The following is a 22,949-nucleotide window of genomic DNA, read 5'->3' on the forward strand; positions in this document are numbered from 1 at the left end:
TGATGCTTTGGCTTAAGATAATTTGCTTAAGTCCCGTTAAATATTCTGCCTATCTGTATATAATACTTACAATACTTTGTTCAGCAATTATGCTAACTATTTCCAAGTTTTTTCTCACAAATTATTTTTTTTGCAGCAGATAAGGATTTTCTAAACATCCACTTTTTATTTCTAATTTTGTTTAAGTAGTTGTCAGCGTATTGAAAAGCTGCTGACTTATCGTATTTTGCTATATTCAGTGCTTGCAACAGTACTTCTAAAGGAATTGCCACCTGTGTAAGCTTTTCGGCTAATATTACTGACTCTTCTTCTGTTGCTGCTACTGTCGCTTCTAATGGTTCCAAATTTATTTGCTTATTTATACGGTTATCTAACATTGTAGTATCAGTCATAAATACACCTTCAAAACTTGTATAATGCAGTTTTACTGAAAGGCAGCAAGAATGAATCCGTGTTTATGCGGGACTTATTAATCAGCTAACTTCATGAATCCGCACAATTGCCGTAGCGAGCGCATTTTGATTAAAAATCTCGTTCGCCATCTTTTTCCAAGATGGAAATTAATTCAAACACTCGCATATTTTCTCCCGTCCAAACTTGATCTAGTAATCGCAAATTTTCAAGAGTTAAGTCGCTCTCTTTCACTATCGATACATTTGTTTTGCCCAGTGCCATCAACAAATCTTCAAATACCACTAAGCCATTAAACTCCAAGCCTTGAATCTCGGCTGATGCTAAGGCTGACAATCGCTCACCACAAATCTCAATCATGAACCACTCACAAAAATCTTTTTCCAGCAATGGATGACGACCACTGATCCCTTGCATCAGCCATAGACAATAAATACTGGCTGTCGCATCATCCATTGTGGCTAAACGTTTAGCTGCCACCCTCCCAAGATTCTCAAAAAATCGCACACCTAAAACTTTTTCTAACATCTGCATTGACTCTGGTAGTGCATAAGCTACAACAGAAATTTGGCTATTTTCTAGTTGTTTAGAATGATAATTTTCTAAATATTCATTTGCCTCCTTTGAGGCCAACATCCTACCATCTGGGTGTAAGTTGAAATCAACCCCTGGCTTAAAACCTCCTTGAACTAATTTTTGAGTCATGCTTGTCGATACATCCTTTACGGCTTGTTGATAACTTTCTTTACCTACGTATTCTTGCAAGAACCAAACAAAATTTGCATACTCTACTTGCACAAGAGCTTCTTTGAGGATTATTGTCTCATCCTCTAATTGTGCTAGGGTTAGGATTTTTTGAATTTCTTGCAGATTTTGACAAGAAATCGCTTTTATCAACTGCTGTTTTAGGAGTTCATTTTGCGAATTCATTTATCTCAATGCTCAACAGTACTTCAGTGCGTTAACTATTGTATAGTGACTAATTAAATTACGTTGAGACGAATTCATGTCATCAAGTTAAGCCTTCCCCACAGGAAGAACCCCCTTATAGAATAAGCTAAAATATTAATCAAAATCAATCCAACTTTTAATGGATAGATTTGCTGCCTGCCAGTCAGATTAGGATGAAATCTTTCTCAACAAGCAGGTCGGAAAACATTATCAAAGTTATTTGTCTAGCTAAAAGAAAAGTTACAAGGTGAACCCATGAGTTAAGATTACAGTAGTCATCTGCATAGAAGCAAAACTACTATGAGCGATAGAGAAACAGTCCTTGAACTTGTGAAGCGCTTGCCGCCAAATGTGTCTCTGCGTGAGATTGTTAAAGAAATTGAGTTTATCGCGGCTGTAAAAGAGGGTTTAGAAGAGATTGACCAAGGGAAGGAAGTGTCAATTGAATCTGTTGAGCAGATGATTGAAGCATGGACTACCAAGTAGTTCTTTCTCCCAAAGCTGTGGGGGATTTGGAAGCAATTGTCAGGTATATTGCCTTAAGCAATGCTGAAGCTGCAAGGAAATTGGGTCAGCAACTCCTTGAAAAAAGTAGGGAGTTAAGTCAATTTCCATTCATTGGTCAGAAAGTACCTGAGTTTGACGACCCTAATATTCGTCAGCTTATTCTTAAACCATATCGTGTTGTCTACAGGGTTGAAGAGGAAAAAAAGCGGATCAGTATCGCTAGATTTTGGCATTCGGCACAAGAGAATCTTGAGCTTTAGAAATATGCAAGTTCCAGTTAAAATAAACTTTCAAATCTTGGCACTAATGTAAAATTTTTAAAAGGAATTGAGAATGAGTGCATAAAGCGATCGCTTTATCTGGTTCAGACTATAGCCAATGCTTGAATGTTAGGCAGTTTTTCTGCTACTAACTGCCAGTTTTCTCCCAGATCCTCACTTGTAAAAAGCTAATCACCAGCACCAACAAAAATCCTGTCTGCTGTATCCAACGTTAAAACCCGAACCATAACATCAAACTTTGACGGCAATCCCTGTTTAAGTTGTTGCCAGTGTTCACCACCATCTAAGCTTCGATATAGTCCAGCATTTGCCCCTAGCGCCCAAGTCTGTGGGGGACTTGCAGCCGCCGCAACAAAAACTAAATCTGTTTGTGACTTAGATACTACACAAGGTGCAGTATAATTACGCTCTAGTCCCTGCATCATTCGTCGCCAGTGCGCCCCAGCTTATCCCTTGATAATCAGTTATAAATGACTAACTCCCCATTTTGAACGGGGTTATTATACACTCATCTAAATTACTGGAGTCAAAGGCATGGTTGCAATCAGCGGACTCTCTGGCAATGAAATCTTTTGTCTTGGGACGCGCTTTAATCTGGTTTCGTCCAGTCGTGGTCGCGCAAATAGGATTCAAAGTCGCTTGAGGAAGGAAAGTCACGTTTCAACTGTGCTAAATCCGCTCCGTAGCCGACATTCTCAAACCAGCGATACATAATGGTCACTTCCTCCCCAGCTTGCTGCTCAAACGCTTCAAACGGAATTTGCTGGTATTCGACGGTTTTGCCCAACACGAGGCTGAACGCGGCAGCGATTTCTGGCATGGTCATCTCCACACTGGCGACTTCGATTTCGCGGTTCAAGAACTCGGCGGGGCGATCGAATACCTCAGCGACCATTGCTCCGTAATCTTCTTCAGAAAGTTGCTGCAATTTTGTTTCAGGACTGAGCGGTTGGGAGAGCGTGCCCTGCTCCACCATTGGACGCATTGAGGCGTAATTGTAAAAAAAGAAAACTGGACGCATGATTGTGTAGGGCAAGCCCAGTGAGCGAACGTACTCTTCGACTTGAAATTTACTGTCGAAATGGGGAATGCCCGTGTTGCGTTCGGCGCTGCCCACAGAACTGTAGACGAAATGCTCGACACCTGCCGATGAAGCTGCGTCTGCAACGCTTTTACCATCTCGGATCTCGGCTGATAATCCGCCTTCTTTGAGAAAAGTCTGCAATGAAAAAACACCATAAGCACCTTGCAGAGCGCGATCAAGCGACGCGCGATCCCTGAAATCTCCGGCAACGAGTTCTGCCCCCGCTTGTTGGAGTGCATGAGCGGCGGACTTGTTTGGATCGCGCACAAAAGCACGAACCTTGAAGTTACCGCGCTTTAAAAGATGACGCGCCACTGCACCACCCTGATTGCCCGTGGCTCCGGTGACTAAGATAATTTTTTCTGCTGTTGTTTGCTGTGTCATGTCTGTTTTTTTAATGCTGTTTGTGTATTTGAAATTTATCTTCTCTAAACAGTAGCTTGTGCAGAAAAAAAGAAAAAGTAGTTAAAATTCAAAACAGTTGTGCCAAAAATTCAAAGATGCGTTTCGGTTAATGGACAAGCTCAAAAGCCTGATGATTTTTATCCGCTCCGCTCAATCTGGCAGCTTTTCGGAGGCAGCACGACACTTAGGTATGGCTCCTTCAGCTGTGAGTCGAGCCGTAAGTAAGTCGTGGAGAAAATTTATAACTATGTAACAAACAATTAAGGGGAAGAGTTAGAGTTAAATCTTATACGTTGTGTACTGTAATTTCCCTTCTCTGCTCTAGCTTGAACTCCATCAATCACAGCATAGGCAAGGTCTAACTCATCTTCAAAAGTTTTCGAGGCTAGTTCATCTTTTTTGAGGTGTTGCCACTCCAATTCAATTGGGTTCATTTCCGAACAATATTTGGGTAGAAAGAAGATGTACAAACCCATCTCTTCCCACTTTGGCCATAACTCCTGCACTTCTTTACATCGATGTATTGGGCCGTTATCCTGCACTATGACTCTTATGCGTCCCGTTTTTTGTGCTTCTAGTGCTTCAAGCTCCATCATTTGAATATAAGATTTGCGTGAAACGCCTCCAATTACCAGACCGTAAACGAAACTAATTAACGGTTGAAGAAAGCCAATAATACTTAACCTTCGACCTCGACGCTTGCTCTGCTCTAAACGTTTTTGTTTGCCTCGGAAGTAGTAGCTGTAACTCGGTTCACTCCAAGCACAAAACCCTGATTCATCTAGATACTTTAAATCGATTTCTCCTGCGGCCGCAGACAATTCCAACATTTCCAAATCTGCTTGTTTAACTTGCTGTACTACTGGATCTTGTTTTCCTTTATGGCTTTTTCTCGTTCGTTTCCAAATGATCCCCTTTTTTTTAGTACCTGCCTTAACCAGTCAGGACTCAATGTTACCGAGCGTTCTTGTTCTAATCTTTGGGCTAATTGAACGCTGTTATATGTACGAGGTTCTTTCTCTAAACATTCTTCTAAGAACACCATGTCATCTTCCGTCCACCTTGATTTTCCTCCTCGCCCTGGTTTTTCCCAAAGTCCCTCTAAACCAAGATGCTCCCATCTATGCAAAACTTCTCGCACTGTTTGTGCTGTCCAATTAAAGTGAGCCGCTATCTTCTCTACATACCAACCATTTGCGCTCAATCTAATCACTTCTGCTCTGTCTTTAACTTTCTGGGGTACATCTGCCGTTCTCAGGTTAAACAAAGTTCTATCTTGCTCACGAGTCAGAAATGCCCTTAAACGGCTGCCCATACCCCTGTTACCTTGGTAGACACATTTATGTATTTACTTATCTTTACACAGTTTGGTTTTTTCACCTTGTTCTACTTATTTGAAACGTCAAAACCCTTTTAAAAAGTATTCTTTATCTGACGTTTCATTGTTACTGATGAAGGATAAAGCACGATTTACCAATTTTGGCATTGATTTAGAAAATCTGGAATTTCCACTTTTAGGGCGAGAATTACCCGACTATATCTATGAGCAAATAGGCTACAAAGTAAGTTTGCGAACCCTCTATCGTTGGGCATCTAAACGCCGTATTCCTTTCTCTAAGTTACGCATCATTAACCAAAAAGAATTGAATCGATGGCTAGAATTAGCAAGCAAGTATAGCGAACGCGTAGTAACTACTTAGCTTTTTTAATACATTCACTCTTCGACCATCATTAGACTTTTTAATGAACTAGTGTGCCATTAGATTGACTTACTGCATGTCAATCTAATGGATTTTGCTCTAGATACTGGCGCACTCCCGCGCTCATGGCTACGAGGTTTGGTTGTATATTTTTCCCTAAAAAATCTTCAACTACATGAGCAATTGTACTTGTGAGAAAGAATGGTACTCCCTTAATTTTTTTCGGGTCAATCACTAGTTCACCACGGCTTTCAATTACTGTATTATTACCATCTTCCAGAAAGCGGTTTTTGCCATAACACTTGACTGCTTCTGTGAAAGCGTGAGTTTCAATACGCCATTCAAGTGTAAAATCAGCCTGATTCCAAGTATTATATTCTGTCCAAGAGAGCATATCTTCACTGAGCAAAACTCTTGCTGCTGCTGGAATTTCACTCCCACCGTGCCATTCATTGACACTAGAAACATTACTGCCTGTTTCACTACGGGATAAAACTGTGATCTGGCGCACGTTTGGCATATAGGGAACTAGCTCAACTAATTTGTCCCGATAGGTAGCATAAACCAGGGAGCGTGGAAAAGGAATTTGGGTATCAGCAGAGATGAGCATTAATTCATACCATATTCAAATATAGACACAACGGGGAATTACCAAGAGTTTAGCGATGGCGTAACCGCCCACCGGAGGCGATCCGCAACTGAGGTGTTTTTTTGGTTGCTCCGCCTGAATTTTGGTTAACTATATTTTACTGTCGTATCGGATCACAAAACGGCATAAAAAAGCAGCAAGGTTTGCCGTGACATCTGAAAGCCTTACTGTGTATAGATGTCACAGAAAGCGGCAAGATGGGGTAAAACTCTAGAACCCTTGCTATTAAAGGAATGTCACAAAAAGCGGCATGGTTAAATTATGAACTATGTGTCACTTGAAAGCACTCAAAGCTATACAGGATAGGTGTCACAAAGGAAGTGGCAGGGTTGATGAAAAAAAATAGGGATGAAAAAAAGCCTTGTTTTTGGGGCTTTTTTAGAAAGTGGGATCGAGGAGCCGGAGCAGTTTCCGTTGCTCCAGTCAGCAATCTTTCAGTCGGGGATTGGGACTAGCGACTGAATTGTTGCACCACAAAACAGCGTTCGCTTTGCGGACGCACCAGAAGCACCGCAATTTCTGTCAGAATTCAGCTATTGTGAATGAATTCTGATTCCTGAATTCTGTTCGATAAGTTATTGAAACCGATAAGAATCACTTAGCTTCAAAAGGAGAATAAGTAGGTGGCTCGAAAGAAAAAAAAATTAGCCGGGTTCAAGGATGAGCATTCACTAGACTCTAGATGCCCAATTTGTTGTATTGTCCCGCCCCATATACTTCAAAATGTCGTGGTGAATGGGAATCACCAGCAACGGAGTTGGGCTTTTCAGACATTAAATATTTCGGCACAATTTCTCGGACGGAGAAACGTTGTCGGTAATATCTCTTTTGCTCCTTCTGCGGGTGAGAAGCGGCGCACCATCTACGATGCCAAATATGGACAGCAACTTCCTGGGACACTAGTGCGGGGTGAGGGAGATCCACCAAGCAGTGATGCAGCAGTGAATGAAGCCTACGATGCGGCGGGTGCTACTTATGACTTGTTTCATGAGATATTTGATCGCAATTCCGTAGATGACAAAGGACTACGTTTAGACTCCACCGTGCATTATGGGGTTAAATATGACAATGCCTTTTGGAACGGCGACCAGATGGTTTATGGTGATGGCGACGGAGAACTGTTTCAACGTTTCACGAAATCAATAGATGTGATAGGGCATGAGCTAACTCATGGTGTAACCCAGTATCAAGCGGGTTTACAGTACGATGGGGAATCAGGGGCACTGAATGAATCGTTTTCCGATGTCTTCGGTTCCCTGGTGAAACAGAAGATCAACAATCAGACCGCAGAAGAGGCAGATTGGCTTATTGGGCAAGGTCTTTTAGCGTCCACTGTCAAAGGTATTGCCCTCCGCTCGATGAAAGCACCAGGAACAGCTTATGATGATCCACTATTGGGTAAAGATCCTCAGCCAGCCCATGTCAAAGATAAATATACTGGTACTGATGATAACGGCGGGGTGCATATCAACTCAGGAATCCCTAACTATGCCTTTTATCTAGCGGCTGTTGCGATTGGTGGCTATGCTTGGGAAAAAGCTGGCAAAATCTGGTATATAACTTTACGCGACCGCTTGAATGCTCAAGCAGATTTTAAAACAGCTGCCAACGTTACCATTCAAGTTGCTGGCGAACTTTATGGTAATGGTAGTGATGAGCAAAAAGCTGTACAGGATGCTTGGCAAAAGGTAGGAGTTATCTAACCCAAATTTCTCACGCATAGTGTAGGCAGAGAGGGGAAGAGAGTGTGGGGGGTTCAGGCAGAGTTCGTTGAAGCCTTCCATCGCGTGAATTCACATCAATGCGAGGTTCAGACATCGTAAATGAGGGGGTTTAAGACCCCTAGATTTAGATGTAGTACCCATTTCAGTCGGGGTTTAAATCCCCGTCTGAAATGTCTAAAATGTTTGAATTTTGAATTTTGAATTGTTAAGGGTAATTTGGGTGCAATGGTTCCTTTGGTAAAACTAATTCGCGGTCAAAATAACACGATTGTGGAAGCAGATTTAGTGGAACTATGGCAAAAGCACGTCAATGATTATGCCAACAAGTGGAAAGAACAATTGAAACTGCACGACCAATCAGATAAATTTTGGGACTGGGAATGTGAACTACCCCACCCTGCCTTCGGCTGAGGGTGGGGCTTCTGTAATCACAGGGGAATACCGAAACTTAGACTTTCGCCCAAGAGTTGGACTTACCTCCCCTCCTATAGCCTACGGTGTATACACAAGTCCTAAAATCTTTTTCTGCAAGTTTTGCGTGCAGTTTCATACCTAGAGAATGCACAAATGCGATCGCCTGATTGCAGAAAACTGCATAATTAACGAATATTCGCTTATTGATTATCTAAGGGTGCAGTTTTATTAGATACTCAAATAATCTATATAAAAGCGCACCGAATGACGATCAAATACCGATTACACAAGTGTTTGCAGTTCGGATTGACAGGGTTGCTGGGCAGCTTTTGTGTAAGTCTCCTCACTAGCAAAACCCAGGCACAGCAAAGTAATATCGTATCTGATAACACACTTGGCACTGAGTCATCTAAAGTTATAGGCAACTTTCAGGGACAGCCCATAGAAGTAATTACAGGTGGTGCAACTTGCCAAATTAATCTGTTTCATAGCTTTCAAGAATTTAATATCAGCGAGGGACGTGGAGCATATTTCTTCAGTCCTAGCGCAGATATTCAGAATATTTTGGCACGGGTGACAGGTAGTAACCCTTCAGAAATTTTGGGGAGACTGGGCACATTTGGTAATTCTAGCCCGAATTTATTTTTGATAAATCCCAATGGCATTGTGTTTGGGAAAAATGCCAGTTTAAATGTGCAGGGTTCGTTTGTGGGGACGACTGCAAACGGAATACAGTTTGGCAATCAAGGGGTTTTTAGTGCGACAAATCCCCAAGCAGTGCCATTGTTAACTATCAATCCTTCAGTATTGCTGTTTAATCAAATCCAAGCAAGTGGGGGAATTATCAATCACTCCCAAGCACCCGCAGGTACTAATCTCATCGGACAAGATGTTACAGGTTTGCGAGTTGCTGATGGTAAAAGTTTGTTGCTTGTGGGTGGGAATATCAATATTGATGGTGGGAGTATTCGCGCTTATGGCGGAAATGTTGAGTTAGCAAGTTTGGCTGCACCGGGAAATGTGGGATTGAATATTGCAGGTGATAATCTGGGTTTAGTAATACCTGAGAATGTGGAACGCGCAAATGTTTCGCTGAGTAATGGTGCAGAAGTCAATGTTCGCGGTGCGGGTGGCGGGAATATCAAAATTGAGGCTCAAAATGTAAATTTGATAGGGCAAAGTAAACTAAGAGCGGGAATAGATATAGGTTTAGGTACTTCAAATAGTAAAGGTGGAGATATTACTATTAATGCCGCAGCAGATACAGCCTTAATAGATGAAAGTTTCATTGCTAACGTCGTGCAACAAAAAGCATTTGGTCAAGCTGGCAATATAAATATTGCGACTGGGACATTAACGTTAAGCGATGGTGCATTAATCAACGCTAATTTTTTCGGACAAGGCAATGCCGGAAATGTAAATATCAATGCTTTAGGTGATATCAGTTTTCGTAAATCAAGACCAGGAGAAAGTACAGGAATTTTTTCCCAAGTAGCTGAAGGTGCAATAGGTAATGGTGGGAACGTTACTATTAATAGCAATTCTTTGGAAATAAACGATGGTTCGCAAATTCAAGGTAGCACTAGCGGAAAAGGTAATTCTGGTAATATCATCATTAATGCTGGTAATAATATTTCGTTAGATGGTAGTAACGGTAACGCTGATGGTTTTAGCGGGATTATTAATAATGTACAATCCACTGCTGAAGGTAACGCAGGTAATATTGAAATTACGACGGGTACGCTAAAAGCTACTAATGGAGCTTTTATTGGTAGCAGTATCTTTGGCAAAGGAAATGCTGGGAATATCAGCATTAATGCTCTTGATAATATAACCTTCGATACTAAGAGCGATGTTAGTAGTTATGTGTTTAATGATGGGGTAGGTAACGGAGGAAATATTTACCTTAAAACAGGTTCACTCTCGTTAACTAATGGCAGTCAAGTATCGACAAATGTATCAGGACAAGGTAATGCCGGAAATATTACCGTCGAAGCTTCTGATAATGTCAAGCTAGATGGTGTTTTTATTGACGCAGGTAAGTTTGACCTTAATAACTTGGATTATGATTCGTTTAGTGGTTTGCAAAGCAACTTAAATATTGGAGGTGTCGGAAAAGCAGGAAATATTCAAGTTACGACAGGATCACTTTCTGTTACTAATGGTGCTGAAATATCTAGCTTTACTGGTGGAGTCGGGAATGGAGGAAATATCACTATTAATGCCCGCGATAATGTGACATTTTCAGGTTTTGGAGGCAGAATGAAAGATGGCAGTACAGTATCAAGTTTCGGTATTAAGAACGCGATAGGTAATGGTGGTGATATTCGCATAAATGCAAGTAATTTACTACTGAAAGATGGCGGACAATTAGATGCTAGCAACGGCGGACAAGGAACTGGAGGTAATATCTTTCTTGATGTTAGCAATACTATTACTTTTGATGGAATTGGTGGTAATGGTTTACCCAGTAGTGCTTATACGCTAACATCTAATGGTAACGCTGGAAATTTTCAAATTGAAACAGGATCGCTGTTTTTAACAAATGGCGGTACGATATCTTCTTCACTTTTTGAAGGGGAAGGTAATGCTGGAAATATCACCATCGATGCTCGTGATACCGTCATCATTAATGGTGTCGTCAAAGGTGTAACTTTGGGTACTGGTCGAATTATTGATGAAAGTAGTAGTTTATCTAGTTCCTTGGTGAGTGGTGAAGGTAAAGGAGGTGACATCAAAATTACAACAGGGTCACTTTCTGTCACCAATGGTGCATTCATTTCTGGAGACACAAATGCACAGGGAAATGCAGGTAATATCACCATCAATGCCCGCAATACAGTTTCCGTCACCAACGGAAAGATTTCTGTAAACACGCTTGGACAGGGAAACGGAGGCGATATCACCATCAACGCAGGCGATACAGTAACTTTTGATGGTGGGAAAAATGGTTTATTTACTCCCGTAGCCACTACTGCGCTAAACAATAGCACTGGTAACGCTGGGAATATCCGCATTAATTCTAGAGGATTATTTGTCAAAAATGGCGCTACTATTTCCACTTTTAGTGATGGTCAAGGTAATGGTGGCAATATCTTTATCGATACACGCGATGCCGTTACCTTTGACGGAACCAATGGTAAAAATTCGTCAACTGCGGCATATACCTTTGCTAGTGGAAGCGGTAATGGTGGAAATATCCAGGTTAAAACAGGAACGCTGACCTTAAAAAATGGTGGTGTAACTCGCACCTCTGCAAACCGGAATGCTGGAAATATAAACATTCATGCCCGCGATGCTGTCATGATCGATGGTACTAGTGGCAATAACACAAGTGGCGCTTTTAGTTTTTTGTCTGCTGGAGGTGTTGGCAAAGGTGGGGATATCCAAGTCACAACTAACTCCTTAACACTAAGCAACGGCGGACAACTTGCTGCTACCAGTTTTGGTAAAGGTAATGCGGGTGACATTATAGTTGATGCTGGCGATGCTATTGGTATTGATGGTGTCGGTAGTAATGGAATTTCAAGCGGTGTTTTTACTACCTTAGAAGGTCAAGCTGAAGGTAGAGGAGGTAATATTAACCTGACAACAGGCTCTTTATTTTTAACCAATGGTGGAGTAGTCAATGCTAGTACTTTTTCGAGAGGTAATGGAGGTGATATTACCATTGATGCACGCGATCGCATTCTAATCGATGGTATTGGCACTACAGGTTTTTCTAGCGGTATTTTTAGTACAGTCAGTTCAATAGCTGTAGGCAATGCAGGTAATATTAACCTGACAACAGATTCTTTATTTTTAAATCGCGGGGGAATCAGTTCGAGTAGTTTGGGACAAGGTAAAGCCGGAGATATTAATATTAATTCTGGTTTCACAACACTTGATAACAAAGGATTTATTGCAGCAATAACCAACTCTGGTGATGGTGGAAATATTAATTTAACTGCTAGCGATCGCTTAATATTACGTCGCGGTAGCGGAATTTCGACCACCGCAGGTACAGCCCAATCAGGTGGCGATGGTGGTAACATCAATATCGATTCAAGATTTATCGTCGCCATCCCCGAAGAAAACAGCGACATCACAGCCAACGCCTTCACAGGAACAGGTGGAAACGTCGAAATCAATTCTCAAGGTATTTTTGGTATCGAATCGCGGATAAAGCCAACTGAAAAAAGTGATATTACCGCCAGTTCAGAACAAGGCGTTTCAGGAGTGATTAGCATTAACGCACCCGATACTAGTTCCATTCAAAATAGCTTTACCGAATTACCTCCAGTCATCGATACCAATGCACTCATTGCCAATAGCTGCATTTCCCGCGCTAGCAAGCGACAAGAAAACTCTTTTACCATTACAGGTTCCGGTGCTTTAACCAATAATCGGCCTGATAATGCTTTAGTTTCTAACTACACAACTGGTGAGGTGAGAGGTGTAGAAATTACATCCCGTCCTTGGAAGAAAGGCGATCCGATTATTGAACCGCAAGGTTTATATCGGATGAGTAATGGGCAGTTGCTATTGAGTCGAGAATGTTCTAATTAGCTTTGGAAGAACTACAACTAGCGAATGAAGATTTAAAGCGGCACAATGAAGAATTACATAACACTCAACAGTCCTTGGTAGCACAAAGTCAATGCTAACGTGAGTTCGAGGAACCTCTTCCTGTCTTGAACTAAAGTTCAAGCCTGTCCAAGAGAAAGAATACTTGAAAAGTTTAGGTTGCCGACACCAGAGGTAAGAGAATACATACTTGCTACTTTGGAAAATGATGAATTTTATGGCGAAGAATTCATTTCTAATCGAGAGATACTGCGCGAACTGCTTGGGGTGTTGTTAAAACAAGAAGATTGGGAAACCATTGCAGCAGTCGCAGCAGATTCGTTAAAGAAAGAAATTATACGTCAAGCGGCTAGTGAGAAAATTTCTGCATAGTCAAGCTTATCGCAATAATCCTATTTGAATTACTCTTTTGTTTTGCCAACAAGTGTGTGCTGTTTTACCTAGCCTTTCTTCTAGGTTCTCAATGTTGAAACTTTGTGAGAGGATTAACCCAGTATTTAAACTCAGCTTAAACATTTTGTTCTGAAATGTGGTCTAAATTTATCACTACACACAGGAGTGTTTAATTATGGTGCAGGACGAACTCAAGAACAAACTAGCTTTGATTACTGGTGCAAATAAAGGTCTGGGACTGGAAATAAGTCGTCAACTCGGACAACATGGATTGACAATTCTGATAGCGGCCCGAAACTTAGATGCAGCTAAAACAGCAGCGAGTAACTTAGAGAACGAAGGAATAATAGCTCACCCAATTGCCCTGGATGTTACTGATAGTACTCAAATTGAATCTGCTGTTCAACAAATTAGTGACTCTTTTGGTAGGCTTGATGTCTTGATCAATAACGCGGGTGTGTTTTTAGATGGTGACTGGTTAACTAGTAATGCTAGTTCTATTTCTCTAGACATTATTCGACAGACATTTAACACAAACTTTTTTGGCTTAGTGGAATTAACTCAACGAGTATTGCCGTTAATATTGAATAGCCCTAGCGGTCGAATTGTAAATATGTCGAGTATTGAAGCCTCGTTAACACTTCATGCTGACCCCAATTCATTCATCTATGATTCCAAACCATTTGCTTACAATGCTTCTAAGGCAGCAGTGAACTCATTTACGATTCATTTAGCTCATGAGTTACGTAATACTCTGGTGAAGATTAATAGCGCTCATCCGGGTTGGGTAAAAACGGAATTAGGTGGTGAAGGTGCAATGATGGACATCGCATCAGGTGCGAAAACTGGTGTTGAATTAGCGATATTGCCCAATGATGGCCCCAGTGGTGGGTTTTTCCATCTTGGTGAACCAGTAGCTTGGTAATCAGTATTGATTCTTACGGCGAATGGCAATTCATCCCATTCTTTCAATGTATGGGATGAATCGGCATCTTTTGCAAAAAGTTGAGTATTATCCTTCTGACTCTAATCAATTCATCTATTATTAGAGGTGCTTCTTAGTACGTGAATACTGATTTAAGCATTAGATATTGCCCCCATTTGGTGCTTGAGAATTAGTATTTTACGCTGATACGCTTCAATTTCAGCTTCAAGTTCAGCACGTAATTCAAGTGATGTAAGTAGATGAATTTTCTCTTCTTCAAGATGTGACACTTCGGAAAAATCGTTTTTATCTAGGACAGCATAACGCCAAGATTCGTTACATAAGCCAGTCAGTAAATTATTGGGTGGATAATACTGAATCCCAACAATCACTCCCTGCTTAGTTCTTTGCCCTAACGAGTATTTTGGTGATGTCCAATGGTTAGGAATAGTGACAACTTTTGAAGTTTCCATGCGATTGCTCCTATTATTGCCTTAACTGTGTTTGTACTACTCGCTGCTGCCTTTTCTCTACCAAAACCTGACCGATAGCTCCCCCAGTACCCAGCCCAAACATTCCTGTCGCAATTATGTACATTGCATTCTTGCCAAAAAATTGCACTCCCAAATACCCGATAGATATGGCCGCTAATGTGCCAGTGAGACTTACAACAATTACTTGTGCTTGATTCCGTTTCATAATTTAAATTTCCTTTGCTTAGTAAAGGTTATGAATCCTTCTTTTGCTTCACCAACACTGAACGCAAGTACTGCCGACAAGCTGCCTCTCCCCGATAAATCAGAATACGAAGCGCCTGTACTTCCTGTATCGGAGAAATACAAATTTCAGCAATGGCTGCAATCAGATTTTGTTGCTTCTGCACATAATCTTGATGCTGCCGCTCTAACACAGCAATTTTGGAGTTTAGCTGTTGTATCTGCCGTAATGCTTGCGTCAGGGAAGATTCTTTGTTTCGAGAGCGATTATTCAGAGTTAACGTCATTTCCTTACCCTTCTAAATTTAGATTCTTTCTGTTTACTGTTGAGTTGCCTGCTGTACACCATCAATTGCATCCACTATTTCTCCCAAAATATTAAAAGCATCGTTTAAGACCACACCATTCGAGGTAGAAAAGTACTCTGACGATTGAAGCCTGCGATAATCCTTACTACTCCCCACAAGCCGCAACGTATATTGACATCCTTGCAAAATAGTCCGAATCTCTGAGGTGGTTAATTTAATTTCCATCGTTGTTCCTCCTAAAATTTGTCCCGTTGAATACTGAAACCCGCTCCAATCAAAGCATTGCTCAAGAAGCCAGAAAAACTTACTAACATCATCCCCAAGCAGGTCTTTTTCTGTTGCTGCCAGTAATGAGAACTCGTAGCAATCTCCATTCCCCAGCAGCCTGTTGCTCCTACTCCCGTAAATCCGGTAAAAAGTAGAGAAATAATTGCAGTTGTTTTTATGGTGCGATCGATGAAAATCCTGGGGTTGAATCTTTTTCGAGTCCGGCGGCGAAGAACTAATTTACTCTTGTGGTTTAATTGAGATTGATAAACGACTTGTTTATGGTGAGTCATTTAGCATCCTCCAATTGAACATAGAAACCTGTACCTGTATTATTAATCTTCACCAACTTTTGATTGACCAGTGTTTGAATCACGCTAAGACTAAAGTTTATAGTGCATAATCGAGCGCTACCTCCACAACGACGAAGGTACTGTAGGCATTGGTGCGACTGGTCGGCAGTGGTGGGGTAAGTGGATTTTCTCGGCATAATCTTCGCTATGACTCTATGATTTGTAAATGATGTGGATTGAAAAAAAATCCTTGACCAGGCGGCATATCTGGGAAATGAACACAAACCATGCCGTGTCCTGAATACTGGATGACTGTACCTGTTTGCCCTAACCTTGGGTCTTTTTCTGTCAGTGCTTTAATGACTTTGACAACTGAATTAATTGGTGGAAGATTAGCCATTTTTAATCCTTAGCTGAACAGCCTATTATTGATTAGTAATTCGAGTTTCTTCCGATACCATATTGCCAAAAGATTCATCGGCTTAGTACCTTTTTATTGTGTTGATAACTAAAACTTAATTACTGTAATTAGCTAAGATGATGGTAAAATTCCTTCATGTTTGAAAAAGGTGTTCATGTTTGATAACACTTGCAAATTTATCGCTGAGATGTATTCTCCTGATTTCGCTACTTGGTTATTAGGAGAACCAATTACTTTAACCAAATTAAGTCCTACAGAATTGTCTTTAGAACCTATTCGTGCTGATGCTTTAATCTTGTTGCAATCAGATGAAGTTGTTCTCCACATTGAATTCCAGACCAAACCAGATGACGATATGCCGTTTCGGATGGCTGATTACCGTTTGAGGGTGTATCGCCGTTTTCCCAAGAAACGAATGCACCAAGTGGTAATTTACTTAGATAAAACCGAATCGGAGAAAGTGTATCAAACTACTTTCACTGCTGGAAGTTTACAACATGAATTTTCAGTGATTCGTTTGTGGGAGCAACCGCCAGAGGTCTTTTTGGCAGCACCAGGATTACTGCCGTTTGCGGTTTTGAGTGCTACTGAGAACAAAGTTGCTACATTACAACAGTCATCTGCGGCTGTTGACAAAATTGCTGACAGGCGAAAACAAAGTAATATTGCTGCTGCCTCTGCAATTCTTGCTGGGTTAGTATTAGAAAAAGATGTAATTGAACGTTTATTCAGGAAGGACATAATGCGTGAGTCTGTGATTTACCAACAAATTAAAATCGAAGGTGAAGAAGAAGGTAGCGATAAAAAAGCCCGTCAAATTGCTGTTAATCTCTTAAAAGAGGGCATGGCTGTTGATGTGATCGCTCGGCTGACTGACTTATCAGTAGAAGTAGTGCAACAACTACAACAGGGAGAATCTGAGAACCAAGGGTGATTTTGATACGATTTCTGTACCAGATCAGGTCAACTAGGGCTGCTTTTCAAGTCCCCATATTCTCCGGCACTCAATGACGGTGGTTGCTTTGTCACCTTTTATAACCATCCCAATTTCTGGGATTATGAGGTGATGACGTTGACTCAACAAAAATTCCCAGTTCTGAGAATTGGTATCGAAAAACTTAATGGCTGCATCAAACCCACACTGTAAAAATCGGGTATATGATTCTTCCGAGCAAACAATTGATTCGACAATTGCAGTCAAGAGTTTGAGATTGGTTTCAGTAGCAGCACCTTCTTTGTGGAGCCATTCAATTGTTTCCAGCAGGTGTTTTTTAGCAGAAGCCTCAGTAGATTCTGGTAATGCGGCAATGGGAATAAAGCCTGTTAGTTGTTTCATGTTTGATTTGCTCAAAAATTATCTATTTCTCCAACACCTTCATCAGTTGCAACTTTGCGCTGAGATTTGGCTTTGTTAATTTGGAATTCGTTAGCTTTAATTACTGGCATTGCAGCCTCTTTGACTGATGCTTTTGCTTGGTAATAAAGAAATTGAACTACACCGTCTGCATCTTCTTCATCTTCAACCTGTGCCCATAAAGAACAGCCCAATTCGATTGATTCGTAGTTGCCCAAGTTAAACTTTCTCGAATAACTAATTGAAACAGTACCGATTTTCATTGACTTGTTTTTGCTGCTAGTTTATGTAGTGGTGACTCATACCAATTCGCAATTCGCAATTCGCAATTCGCACTCTTGCTAACGCCCCGCTCCGCTAACGCAATTAAGAAATTTAGTGAATTGGTTTCAAAGGTGAATCGCCTTTTTCGTGTTTAATTACCGCTTGTTACCTTGCGGCATAACAGTCTGATTCTGCGCTTGCAGAGATGCCCGTGCCTCAGTTTCCGAAATCGGGGGTAATGCTGGTGCAGTGACAGCATTACTAGCCCATCGCTCGTAAGTTTCATTTGTTACCCAGTGCAGTGTTGCCCCAGATTCCGCACCACTACGAATCATCTCTGCTGCAACGAGAGCATCTTTCTCAAAGTCAGACTGTGGGTTACGGTACGACCATTGGATGAACCAGTACGTTCCCAGCGCTCCCTCTACCTTCTGGAACTCGGCGCAGAAAATGTAGTTTTTCAGTACCGAAGCGATCGCCTGATAACAGAACTCCTTTGGATCTCCCGGCATCCCCTCTTCGCACCACTGCTGGAAAGCACGATGGGCGAAGTGGTTGTACAATCCAGCAAAATTGTCTTTACTGCGGCGGTGGATCAGGAAAGAAAGCAGCATGGAGGCTGGGCCCTTGAACTGGTCTTTGAGTCCTCCTGCCACTGGAATTACCCATAGTTCGGTAAATGGCTCGTTAGTAAAGTTTTCGTTGATGGTCAAGGCACGGTCAGGGCGGGATATAGCGATCGCAAAGTCTGCCTTATTTCCCTTGAGATATCCTCCGGCTTGTGCTTCTAAAATTGTCAATTTTGGAGGACAATCGAGAAGGAATTGACCGTATTCCTTAGCGCAATTCGCTTGTAGTTTCGGTTGGCTAGGTGGAATGAGAAAGACGCTGTTGTTGATAATGATTGTTTCCATAATTGCGTTGTTGTTGCTAAAAATTGTGTTGATACTGGATACTGTTCGACTTAGCTATTTATGACAGTGTGGGAATTGCTTTTAACTCATAAGTGAGTAGTTCAGCAATTTTGAATTGTTTTGACTTCAACGATTTCTTCTACACAACCCATTACTTCACTCAAGTAATGCAGAACATCGCCCAAATGAGTTGCGGCTTCTGGGTCAATCTTTTTGTTTGCAATCAACAAGAGCCAGTTTTCATCTTGGGCGATCGCCTGAATCTTTGCGTAGCACGAGTTAAATTCTTGTAGGATTTCTATCGGTTCCATTGGTATATTCGATGAATTGTGTTGTTGCATTCGGATAAACTAATAATTTAGTTTTGCTCCTCGCCATACAGGTGGGTCTGTCCTGCCCACCCGTTTCCTTACGCTGCAACTAAATCTCTAGTTTCTGGAACGTACCTCTTCAGCCTCTCCCAATCCTCACTCGTAAGCGCATCGAATTCTTTATCCAATAACTCTTCTTCCGTGGGTGGTTGTTCTGTAGCCGTTGTAAAGTAGCCTGTCATCGTCATAAAGTCGTCTAGTCCGACTGCTGCATCCACCGATTCGGCGTATCGAATTTTATCTACAGCATTCGACCAGTGGGTAATATGTTGAAATATCACCCCAATCATCGAATGAGCTTTGTACACTCGATAGGTTCTGGGGCAAGCTCCATCTACGTAAACCAGCTTGTATCCAGTGATTTGCGTGACCTCTGCATTGGGGTCGGTTGGAGGCAAGAGAATTTTCTCTGTTAAATCATCCAACTGAGCCTCTTGAAGAGAAAATGGGCTAATCATATTTCATGTGCCATGATGATTTCGATTGTCTAAATTTCGTTGTCGAGGCGATTGCTTTTCTCTTGGACTGCAACCGCCTTTCTCACTTTCAGTACCAGGAATTTCTTACACCTCTGCATTCGCATCTGTCGGAGGTAGGAGAATTCTCTCGTGACAGCCACCTACTTGAAGTAAGAGGTTATTTGCTGCACTTTGTGTCATGATTGTTATTTCTAAAGCAGCGATTGAGCTTTGGAGGCGATTGCTCTTGTCTTGGGGCAGCAATCGCCTTTTCTACCTTCAGCAACTAAGCCGCTACTGCCGCTCGGACTCCCAACGACGCAATCACTTGTTCTGCACTCGCAGCCACACGATTTACCCCGTACTGTCTTGGTCGAGCGTACCAACCTTGTTGGTTGCACCCGACGAAGCCGACCAAATGCCCGTCTTGGTAGAGTTTGGTGCTGAACGAGAGCCAATTTATCTCACCATGATACAGACCAAAAACAGTGCAGGCTTTTTCCAGTTCATCGCTCAATCGCTCGTTGCGCTCCAGGGGTGTTTCTGGGAGAGTCGCTTTGACCTCTGCAACTCTTGTAGCGAACCAGTTTTTATCGAAGGGCAGCCGTCCACCACCTACTAATTGCACCCATACGGTGATTCCACCTTCTATCCAGATAGTGCGAACGGATTCGGGTTCGACTTCGATAATCTCGCCAATGATGCGGCGATCTCTGCTGGTGAGAGGATCTTGGGTTGGGGCTACAGCTTCGGCTTGGGTTTCCAGGTGGCTGTACAGTTCTGCTTGGGCGAGGGCTTGCTCATCAACAGAAAAACTAGGAATTGCTTGCTGTGTATGTGTTGTATAAGGCATAATAGAGTTCCTTGATAAAAGGGTAAAAGGCGATCGCAAACTTTGGACGGTGGGCGATTGCCTTTGTTATGTGTGCAAAGAACGTTGTGGTTCAGCACAACGCTCTCAAAAAGATTTGGCGTAGCCATATATTTGCGACTCAAAGCCAGTGGCATTTGAGTGATACCAAAACAGGAGATACAGCGTATCAGGCGACGTGTACGACTTCAAACGCTTCAACTGCCGTCCGTCGTCCTGCTGGTAATTTCTTATTTAGTGCAAATCCATTTCCCATCTGTGTACCCATCGCCTTCTCTGGTTGTGCCAGTGCCTCGGTTAGTTCTCAATCGGTCACTTTGGATTGCTGTCAAAGTTCAGATAGTGCAAACCCTTTATTGCGTCCGGGTGCAGGCAGTTTGCTTTCCCTTGCCCCTTATGATTAATAATATAAAGGTTAAAACTGGATTTGTCAAGGCTAAACTTGTATTTATAAGGCTTATTTCTTGATTTATATAGCACTAAGCTTGATTATTTGTGGTAAGGTAAGGATAGAAGTAAGCTTAAGGTGTAGAATTATGAATCAAGCCTTGATTAAGTGGAAGTTAAAAGAAGTAATGGCAAGGCATAACATTAAAGCCCGTGACCTTGCCGCAGAAATGGGGGTTAGCGCTAACTCCGTATCGAACTTACGAAACGCTAGAACTATGCCACGGTTGGATGGTGAGATTTTAAACAATCTTTGTGAATGCTTAAATAGACTGGCACAAGACTTGGAAGGAGAGATTACCCCTTCTGACTTAATTAGCTACGCCAGAGGGCCAAACCCAGTTGTTGATGAGAATTATGAAATCAAAGGAGCCAAAGCACCAACCCAGCAAAAAAAATCTCGTATAACGAGTTCTAAAACTGAAATAGAAAATACTTCGTTATCAACTGCTGCCTAGTAAAAGCGACCGCCGCCGACCAAAGCTATGCGATCGCCTGCTCAATCCGTTAACGACAAAGTGAGCTAACTATAATGCTGACACATTTTTGGAAAAATCCCCCAAAGCAGTTACTTGGTTCACTTTGGTTAAGCTGCAACACCTCAATTTTTAAGCATTTACCATAGTGGGCAAGAGATATGCTGACACTAGAAAGAGAAGAAACATCAGCACTCAATTACAGCAACCTCAACACCAGTATCCAGGAAACCTTCACAGCCATCGACCGATTCGAGTGGCAAGCGGTAGATGAAATCCTTCTGATGAGGGAACAGCAGCTTTACCTGCAAGCTGGCTATAAAAACTTTGAAGAATACTGCCAGCGTGAATTATACCCCTGGGGTGGATACCGACGAATCAACCAACTGCTAGGAGCCAAAAAGGTCATAGACGCAGTTGGTGAGTTGGGCGAACACATCAAAAATGAGCGCCAAGCTCGTCCACTGCTGCGGCTAGTCAAGGAACCAGAAAAACTAAAACAAGCTGTAGCGATCGCTCTCAAAGATAACCCGTCCCCTGGTGAATCAGACTTTGCGGCTGCTGCCCAAAAAGTGGTTCCTCAACTTCCACGTAAAAAACATATTGTTCAGGAACCAATGGTTCCCAAAATTGAAGAACCATTGGTTCCTAAATCCGCCAAAGTCATAGTTTCACAACAGTCACACCCAAGGTATGGAGATGAGGGAACCATTGAGGCAGACGCGCCGAATCACTGGCAACAGATTGTTACCTTTGCTGATGGCGAGAGGTTGTTGATCAACAATGCTGATTTAGATGCCCCCAGCGTTCCCTTTACCAGAGAGCGTAAATATTCACCAGAATATACCGAAGCGATCGCTCAAATTAAAGAGCAACATCAGCAAGAGTTAGAGCGCCTAGAGCAAGAACTGAGAATTGGCTTGCAAACAGAAGCAGTTACCAGAGCCGAAGCCCAGGTACAAGAGCAAATTCAATCTCTGCAAAACCTGTACAAGCAGCAGAAGGAGCAGAATATTCAATTGCAGCAGCGTTTAGACGAGATGGAGGGGTTGAGAAAGTTAGAGATTGAGAATCAACAACTCCAGCAGCGGATTCATGAACTAGAACACGCCGTACAACAGCATCCTGTCCAACAGTGGGGAAATACTCTCACGCAGCAAGCGACCAAAGCGTTAAACAGACAGGTGAAACAAGCGTTAGAGAAAACCATTGATTTGCGATCGCTGGCCCAGGAACCGCCGAAAGAAAACGCCCAAGAATGTCTGCGGCTCATGGGCATGGCTTTGAAAAACCTTGCCAGCGCAATGAACAACACCCAAGCGCTCGAAGCTGCGGCGCTAATTCTGGGGAGTGAGCCTACACAATCCGCGATCGCTTACCGAGCCGAGCAATTAGAAATGTTGCCTCAAGCGGTTAGTGATATCCGGCGGGTGCTTGCAAAGCCTGGGTGTACGTGGCAGGAGTTTTTAAATGTTGCCCAAGAGTATGAGGTAATTAAACAAGACTATTGGGCGGAATTGACCACTGAGGAAACAGAGTTAATTACCGCACTCCAAAAAGCATTCTCTCAACCGGACACCATTGGCGTTGGTTCCGTTGTTGCCCACGCTGACCCTTACCGCACTTTGTATGTCGCCAGAGGAGAAGTGATTCAGGATTTGGGAGATGAGGTAATCGTTGCATGGGATTGCTGGAAAGAGCAATCGAAAAAGACTGATAGGTATTTCCGAGATGAATTGCGATTCTGGCAGCCTCAATAGGCTTTCAGTGTATCGATGA

Annotated in this window: 31 protein-coding genes and 1 pseudogene; 13 read left to right on the top strand and 19 right to left on the bottom strand. The window is 42.2% G+C overall.

Features of this window, described 5'->3' with window-relative positions; translation table 11 throughout:
- Window positions 1-92: 92 nt before the first annotated feature.
- Together FD723_RS32615 and FD723_RS32620 are read right to left on the bottom strand one after the other, a co-directional pair.
- Entirely contained in the window at window positions 93-392 is a 300-nt protein-coding gene (locus FD723_RS32615; RefSeq protein ID WP_179069437.1) for a hypothetical protein, read from the bottom strand.
- Between the two features lie 130 nt (window positions 393-522).
- On the bottom strand, window positions 523-1,341 hold the full coding sequence (locus FD723_RS32620) for a hypothetical protein (RefSeq protein ID WP_179069438.1): 819 nt from the start codon (window positions 1,339-1,341) through the stop codon (window positions 523-525).
- A gap of 321 nt (window positions 1,342-1,662) precedes the next feature.
- Here FD723_RS32620 and FD723_RS32625 point away from each other — a divergent pair, with 321 nt between their 5' ends.
- Both FD723_RS32625 and FD723_RS32630 read left to right on the top strand, forming a co-directional pair.
- Window positions 1,663-1,848, top strand: a complete 186-nt coding sequence (locus FD723_RS32625; protein ID WP_179069439.1) for a hypothetical protein — start codon at window positions 1,663-1,665, stop codon at window positions 1,846-1,848.
- Window positions 1,833-2,129, top strand: coding sequence for a type II toxin-antitoxin system RelE/ParE family toxin (locus FD723_RS32630; protein WP_179069440.1), 297 nt, complete (start codon window positions 1,833-1,835; stop codon window positions 2,127-2,129). The genes FD723_RS32625 and FD723_RS32630 overlap by 16 nt, the downstream gene beginning before the upstream one ends.
- Window positions 2,130-2,317: 188 nt before the next feature.
- On the opposite strand, the gene FD723_RS32635 is transcribed toward FD723_RS32630, so the two are convergent.
- Window positions 2,318-2,575, bottom strand: a complete 258-nt coding sequence (locus FD723_RS32635) for a hypothetical protein (protein ID WP_179069441.1) — start codon at window positions 2,573-2,575, stop codon at window positions 2,318-2,320.
- A 164-nt stretch (window positions 2,576-2,739) separates the two neighbouring features.
- Window positions 2,740-3,618, bottom strand: coding sequence for an NmrA/HSCARG family protein (locus FD723_RS32640; protein ID WP_179069442.1), 879 nt, complete (start codon window positions 3,616-3,618; stop codon window positions 2,740-2,742).
- Between the two features lie 151 nt (window positions 3,619-3,769).
- Here FD723_RS32640 and FD723_RS32645 point away from each other — a divergent pair, with 151 nt between their 5' ends.
- Window positions 3,770-3,892 carry a LysR family transcriptional regulator gene (locus FD723_RS32645; protein WP_372743833.1) on the top strand — a complete coding sequence of 41 codons (123 nt, stop codon included), beginning with the start codon at window positions 3,770-3,772 and terminating at the stop codon, window positions 3,890-3,892.
- Between the two features lie 7 nt (window positions 3,893-3,899).
- Here FD723_RS32645 and FD723_RS32650 read toward each other — a convergent pair.
- A protein-coding gene (locus tag FD723_RS32650) for an IS630 family transposase (RefSeq protein WP_256874965.1) occupies window positions 3,900-4,954 on the bottom strand; the annotation gives its coding sequence in 2 pieces (ribosomal slippage) (window positions 3,900-4,559 and window positions 4,562-4,954; 1,053 coding nt in all).
- A 136-nt stretch (window positions 4,955-5,090) separates the two neighbouring features.
- Between FD723_RS32650 and FD723_RS32655 the strand changes: the two genes are divergently transcribed.
- Complete coding sequence (locus FD723_RS32655) at window positions 5,091-5,339, top strand: helix-turn-helix domain-containing protein (protein ID WP_256875276.1); 249 nt, start codon at window positions 5,091-5,093, stop codon at window positions 5,337-5,339.
- A 79-nt stretch (window positions 5,340-5,418) separates the two neighbouring features.
- Here FD723_RS32655 and FD723_RS32660 read toward each other — a convergent pair whose 3' ends face one another.
- Complete coding sequence (locus FD723_RS32660; RefSeq protein WP_179069443.1) at window positions 5,419-5,949, bottom strand: hypothetical protein; 531 nt, start codon at window positions 5,947-5,949, stop codon at window positions 5,419-5,421.
- 662 nt (window positions 5,950-6,611) lie between these two features.
- Here FD723_RS32660 and FD723_RS32665 point away from each other — a divergent pair.
- The 5 genes and pseudogenes from FD723_RS32665 to FD723_RS32685 all read left to right on the top strand — a co-directional run bounded on the left by FD723_RS32665 (window position 6,612) and on the right by FD723_RS32685 (window position 14,010).
- Complete coding sequence (locus tag FD723_RS32665) at window positions 6,612-7,691, top strand: M4 family metallopeptidase (RefSeq protein WP_179069444.1); 1,080 nt, start codon at window positions 6,612-6,614, stop codon at window positions 7,689-7,691.
- A gap of 246 nt (window positions 7,692-7,937) precedes the next feature.
- The gene (locus FD723_RS32670; protein ID WP_179069445.1) at window positions 7,938-8,123 is read left to right on the top strand and encodes a hypothetical protein; all 186 of its coding nucleotides are present in this window, start codon (window positions 7,938-7,940) and stop codon (window positions 8,121-8,123) included.
- A 267-nt stretch (window positions 8,124-8,390) separates the two neighbouring features.
- Window positions 8,391-12,674, top strand: a complete 4,284-nt coding sequence (locus FD723_RS32675) for a filamentous hemagglutinin N-terminal domain-containing protein (RefSeq protein ID WP_179069446.1) — start codon at window positions 8,391-8,393, stop codon at window positions 12,672-12,674.
- A 150-nt stretch (window positions 12,675-12,824) separates the two neighbouring features.
- A pseudogene (locus FD723_RS32680) lies at window positions 12,825-13,064 on the top strand (hypothetical protein); the annotation flags it as partial.
- Between the two features lie 196 nt (window positions 13,065-13,260).
- Window positions 13,261-14,010 carry an SDR family oxidoreductase gene (locus FD723_RS32685; RefSeq protein WP_179069447.1) on the top strand — a complete coding sequence of 250 codons (750 nt, stop codon included), beginning with the start codon at window positions 13,261-13,263 and terminating at the stop codon, window positions 14,008-14,010.
- Window positions 14,011-14,162: 152 nt separating this feature from the next.
- On the opposite strand, the gene FD723_RS32690 is transcribed toward FD723_RS32685, so the two are convergent.
- From FD723_RS32690 to FD723_RS32720, 7 genes are read right to left on the bottom strand one after another with little or no spacing between them, the layout of a single operon-like run.
- Entirely contained in the window at window positions 14,163-14,483 is a 321-nt protein-coding gene (locus FD723_RS32690) for a hypothetical protein (protein WP_179069448.1), read from the bottom strand.
- 13 nt (window positions 14,484-14,496) lie between these two features.
- Entirely contained in the window at window positions 14,497-14,709 is a 213-nt protein-coding gene (locus tag FD723_RS32695; protein WP_179069449.1) for a hypothetical protein, read from the bottom strand.
- 28 nt (window positions 14,710-14,737) lie between these two features.
- Window positions 14,738-15,013, bottom strand: a complete 276-nt coding sequence (locus FD723_RS32700) for a hypothetical protein (protein WP_179069450.1) — start codon at window positions 15,011-15,013, stop codon at window positions 14,738-14,740.
- A gap of 33 nt (window positions 15,014-15,046) precedes the next feature.
- Window positions 15,047-15,259, bottom strand: coding sequence for a hypothetical protein (locus tag FD723_RS32705; protein ID WP_179069451.1), 213 nt, complete (start codon window positions 15,257-15,259; stop codon window positions 15,047-15,049).
- Window positions 15,260-15,270: 11 nt separating this feature from the next.
- Window positions 15,271-15,594, bottom strand: a complete 324-nt coding sequence (locus tag FD723_RS32710) for a hypothetical protein (protein WP_179069452.1) — start codon at window positions 15,592-15,594, stop codon at window positions 15,271-15,273.
- Window positions 15,591-15,791: a hypothetical protein gene (locus FD723_RS32715; protein ID WP_179069453.1), complete on the bottom strand. Its 201-nt coding sequence runs from the start codon at window positions 15,789-15,791 to the stop codon at window positions 15,591-15,593. Before FD723_RS32715 ends, FD723_RS32710 begins: the two co-directional genes overlap by 4 nt.
- A gap of 8 nt (window positions 15,792-15,799) precedes the next feature.
- Window positions 15,800-15,994 (bottom strand): hypothetical protein, encoded by a 195-nt coding sequence (locus FD723_RS32720; protein WP_179069454.1) that lies wholly within the window; start codon window positions 15,992-15,994, stop codon window positions 15,800-15,802.
- A gap of 175 nt (window positions 15,995-16,169) precedes the next feature.
- Here FD723_RS32720 and FD723_RS32725 point away from each other — a divergent pair, with 175 nt between their 5' ends.
- On the top strand, window positions 16,170-16,949 hold the full coding sequence (locus FD723_RS32725; RefSeq protein ID WP_179069455.1) for an Rpn family recombination-promoting nuclease/putative transposase: 780 nt from the start codon (window positions 16,170-16,172) through the stop codon (window positions 16,947-16,949).
- 33 nt (window positions 16,950-16,982) lie between these two features.
- Here FD723_RS32725 and FD723_RS32730 read toward each other — a convergent pair whose 3' ends face one another.
- The 6 genes from FD723_RS32730 to FD723_RS32755 all read right to left on the bottom strand — a co-directional run bounded on the left by FD723_RS32730 (window position 16,983) and on the right by FD723_RS32755 (window position 20,229).
- Window positions 16,983-17,351 (bottom strand): hypothetical protein, encoded by a 369-nt coding sequence (locus tag FD723_RS32730; protein ID WP_256875277.1) that lies wholly within the window; start codon window positions 17,349-17,351, stop codon window positions 16,983-16,985.
- Window positions 17,352-17,362: 11 nt separating this feature from the next.
- Complete coding sequence (locus FD723_RS32735) at window positions 17,363-17,632, bottom strand: hypothetical protein (protein WP_179069456.1); 270 nt, start codon at window positions 17,630-17,632, stop codon at window positions 17,363-17,365.
- A 156-nt stretch (window positions 17,633-17,788) separates the two neighbouring features.
- Entirely contained in the window at window positions 17,789-18,547 is a 759-nt protein-coding gene (locus FD723_RS32740) for a hypothetical protein (protein ID WP_256875278.1), read from the bottom strand.
- A gap of 101 nt (window positions 18,548-18,648) precedes the next feature.
- Window positions 18,649-18,888: a hypothetical protein gene (locus FD723_RS32745; RefSeq protein ID WP_256875279.1), complete on the bottom strand. Its 240-nt coding sequence runs from the start codon at window positions 18,886-18,888 to the stop codon at window positions 18,649-18,651.
- 68 nt (window positions 18,889-18,956) lie between these two features.
- Entirely contained in the window at window positions 18,957-19,376 is a 420-nt protein-coding gene (locus tag FD723_RS32750; RefSeq protein ID WP_179069457.1) for a hypothetical protein, read from the bottom strand.
- A 286-nt stretch (window positions 19,377-19,662) separates the two neighbouring features.
- Window positions 19,663-20,229, bottom strand: coding sequence for a hypothetical protein (locus FD723_RS32755; protein WP_179069458.1), 567 nt, complete (start codon window positions 20,227-20,229; stop codon window positions 19,663-19,665).
- An 86-nt stretch (window positions 20,230-20,315) separates the two neighbouring features.
- Between FD723_RS32755 and FD723_RS32760 the strand changes: the two genes are divergently transcribed.
- From FD723_RS32760 to FD723_RS32770, 3 genes are all read left to right on the top strand, one after another.
- Window positions 20,316-20,651, top strand: coding sequence for a hypothetical protein (locus FD723_RS32760; RefSeq protein ID WP_256875280.1), 336 nt, complete (start codon window positions 20,316-20,318; stop codon window positions 20,649-20,651).
- Window positions 20,652-20,783: 132 nt separating this feature from the next.
- On the top strand, window positions 20,784-21,152 hold the full coding sequence (locus FD723_RS32765; RefSeq protein ID WP_114086169.1) for a helix-turn-helix transcriptional regulator: 369 nt from the start codon (window positions 20,784-20,786) through the stop codon (window positions 21,150-21,152).
- A 179-nt stretch (window positions 21,153-21,331) separates the two neighbouring features.
- Complete coding sequence (locus FD723_RS32770) at window positions 21,332-22,930, top strand: hypothetical protein (protein WP_179069459.1); 1,599 nt, start codon at window positions 21,332-21,334, stop codon at window positions 22,928-22,930.
- Window positions 22,931-22,949 lie beyond the last annotated feature (19 nt).

The organism is Nostoc sp. C052 (assembly GCF_013393905.1).
Taxonomy (GTDB): domain Bacteria; phylum Cyanobacteriota; class Cyanobacteriia; order Cyanobacteriales; family Nostocaceae; genus Nostoc.

What these genes read in the sequence shown, in the direction of transcription:
- FD723_RS32615 (WP_179069437.1), bottom strand. Translation starts at nt 392, where the DNA reads ATGACTGATACTACAATGTTAGATAACCGTATAAATAAGCAAATAAAT.
- FD723_RS32620 (WP_179069438.1), bottom strand. Translation starts at nt 1,341, where the DNA reads ATGAATTCGCAAAATGAACTCCTAAAACAGCAGTTGATAAAAGCGATT.
- FD723_RS32625 (WP_179069439.1), top strand. Translation starts at nt 1,663, where the DNA reads ATGAGCGATAGAGAAACAGTCCTTGAACTTGTGAAGCGCTTGCCGCCA.
- FD723_RS32630 (WP_179069440.1), top strand. Translation starts at nt 1,833, where the DNA reads ATGGACTACCAAGTAGTTCTTTCTCCCAAAGCTGTGGGGGATTTGGAA.
- FD723_RS32635 (WP_179069441.1), bottom strand. Translation starts at nt 2,575, where the DNA reads ATGATGCAGGGACTAGAGCGTAATTATACTGCACCTTGTGTAGTATCT.
- FD723_RS32640 (WP_179069442.1), bottom strand. Translation starts at nt 3,618, where the DNA reads ATGACACAGCAAACAACAGCAGAAAAAATTATCTTAGTCACCGGAGCC.
- FD723_RS32645 (WP_372743833.1), top strand. Translation starts at nt 3,770, where the DNA reads ATGATTTTTATCCGCTCCGCTCAATCTGGCAGCTTTTCGGAGGCAGCA.
- FD723_RS32655 (WP_256875276.1), top strand. Translation starts at nt 5,091, where the DNA reads ATGAAGGATAAAGCACGATTTACCAATTTTGGCATTGATTTAGAAAAT.
- FD723_RS32660 (WP_179069443.1), bottom strand. Translation starts at nt 5,949, where the DNA reads ATGCTCATCTCTGCTGATACCCAAATTCCTTTTCCACGCTCCCTGGTT.
- FD723_RS32670 (WP_179069445.1), top strand. Translation starts at nt 7,938, where the DNA reads ATGGTTCCTTTGGTAAAACTAATTCGCGGTCAAAATAACACGATTGTG.
- FD723_RS32675 (WP_179069446.1), top strand. Translation starts at nt 8,391, where the DNA reads ATGACGATCAAATACCGATTACACAAGTGTTTGCAGTTCGGATTGACA.
- FD723_RS32685 (WP_179069447.1), top strand. Translation starts at nt 13,261, where the DNA reads ATGGTGCAGGACGAACTCAAGAACAAACTAGCTTTGATTACTGGTGCA.
- FD723_RS32690 (WP_179069448.1), bottom strand. Translation starts at nt 14,483, where the DNA reads ATGGAAACTTCAAAAGTTGTCACTATTCCTAACCATTGGACATCACCA.
- FD723_RS32695 (WP_179069449.1), bottom strand. Translation starts at nt 14,709, where the DNA reads ATGAAACGGAATCAAGCACAAGTAATTGTTGTAAGTCTCACTGGCACA.
- FD723_RS32700 (WP_179069450.1), bottom strand. Translation starts at nt 15,013, where the DNA reads ATGACGTTAACTCTGAATAATCGCTCTCGAAACAAAGAATCTTCCCTG.
- FD723_RS32705 (WP_179069451.1), bottom strand. Translation starts at nt 15,259, where the DNA reads ATGGAAATTAAATTAACCACCTCAGAGATTCGGACTATTTTGCAAGGA.
- FD723_RS32710 (WP_179069452.1), bottom strand. Translation starts at nt 15,594, where the DNA reads ATGACTCACCATAAACAAGTCGTTTATCAATCTCAATTAAACCACAAG.
- FD723_RS32715 (WP_179069453.1), bottom strand. Translation starts at nt 15,791, where the DNA reads ATGCCGAGAAAATCCACTTACCCCACCACTGCCGACCAGTCGCACCAA.
- FD723_RS32720 (WP_179069454.1), bottom strand. Translation starts at nt 15,994, where the DNA reads ATGGCTAATCTTCCACCAATTAATTCAGTTGTCAAAGTCATTAAAGCA.
- FD723_RS32725 (WP_179069455.1), top strand. Translation starts at nt 16,170, where the DNA reads ATGTTTGATAACACTTGCAAATTTATCGCTGAGATGTATTCTCCTGAT.
- FD723_RS32730 (WP_256875277.1), bottom strand. Translation starts at nt 17,351, where the DNA reads ATGAAACAACTAACAGGCTTTATTCCCATTGCCGCATTACCAGAATCT.
- FD723_RS32735 (WP_179069456.1), bottom strand. Translation starts at nt 17,632, where the DNA reads ATGAAAATCGGTACTGTTTCAATTAGTTATTCGAGAAAGTTTAACTTG.
- FD723_RS32740 (WP_256875278.1), bottom strand. Translation starts at nt 18,547, where the DNA reads ATGGAAACAATCATTATCAACAACAGCGTCTTTCTCATTCCACCTAGC.
- FD723_RS32745 (WP_256875279.1), bottom strand. Translation starts at nt 18,888, where the DNA reads ATGCAACAACACAATTCATCGAATATACCAATGGAACCGATAGAAATC.
- FD723_RS32750 (WP_179069457.1), bottom strand. Translation starts at nt 19,376, where the DNA reads ATGATTAGCCCATTTTCTCTTCAAGAGGCTCAGTTGGATGATTTAACA.
- FD723_RS32755 (WP_179069458.1), bottom strand. Translation starts at nt 20,229, where the DNA reads ATGCCTTATACAACACATACACAGCAAGCAATTCCTAGTTTTTCTGTT.
- FD723_RS32765 (WP_114086169.1), top strand. Translation starts at nt 20,784, where the DNA reads ATGAATCAAGCCTTGATTAAGTGGAAGTTAAAAGAAGTAATGGCAAGG.
- FD723_RS32770 (WP_179069459.1), top strand. Translation starts at nt 21,332, where the DNA reads ATGCTGACACTAGAAAGAGAAGAAACATCAGCACTCAATTACAGCAAC.